Source organism: Paraburkholderia sp. SIMBA_053 (assembly GCF_046534895.1).
GTDB classification, from domain to species: domain Bacteria; phylum Pseudomonadota; class Gammaproteobacteria; order Burkholderiales; family Burkholderiaceae; genus Paraburkholderia; species Paraburkholderia caledonica.
The window spans coordinates 1-297 of the sequence record NZ_JAWRXU010000420.1; the positions used below are offsets into that span (position 1 = coordinate 1).

The 297-nt window shown below is 63.0% G+C and carries 1 pseudogene; it reads left to right on the plus strand.

The features are described from left to right. Window positions 1-31: 31 nt before the first annotated feature. A pseudogene (locus tag SB753_RS36245) lies at window positions 32-297 on the plus strand (MBL fold metallo-hydrolase); the annotation flags it as partial.

Sequence of the window (297 nt, forward strand, 5' to 3'; positions counted from 1 at the left end):
GCGGGCGCCACCTGTCTAACAGGAGCATTTGATGCCACACCAGACGCCTTATCAATCGTTGCCTGCGTCCGCTGTCACTGTGTCCGCGCAAGCGCGTGCGCTGCGCGAACTGCCACCGGACGATCCCCTTGAAGAAGCCGACGCGCGACGTGGTTTCATCGGCACGATTCCCGATGCGGAGATTCGCGGCGCGTACGATCAACTGGTCTGGAGCCTCGCAGACTACCGCTTTCTCGAAGAAGAACGCGCGCCCGCGACGGCTCATCCCGCGTTATGGCGTCACGCGCGGCTGAACAT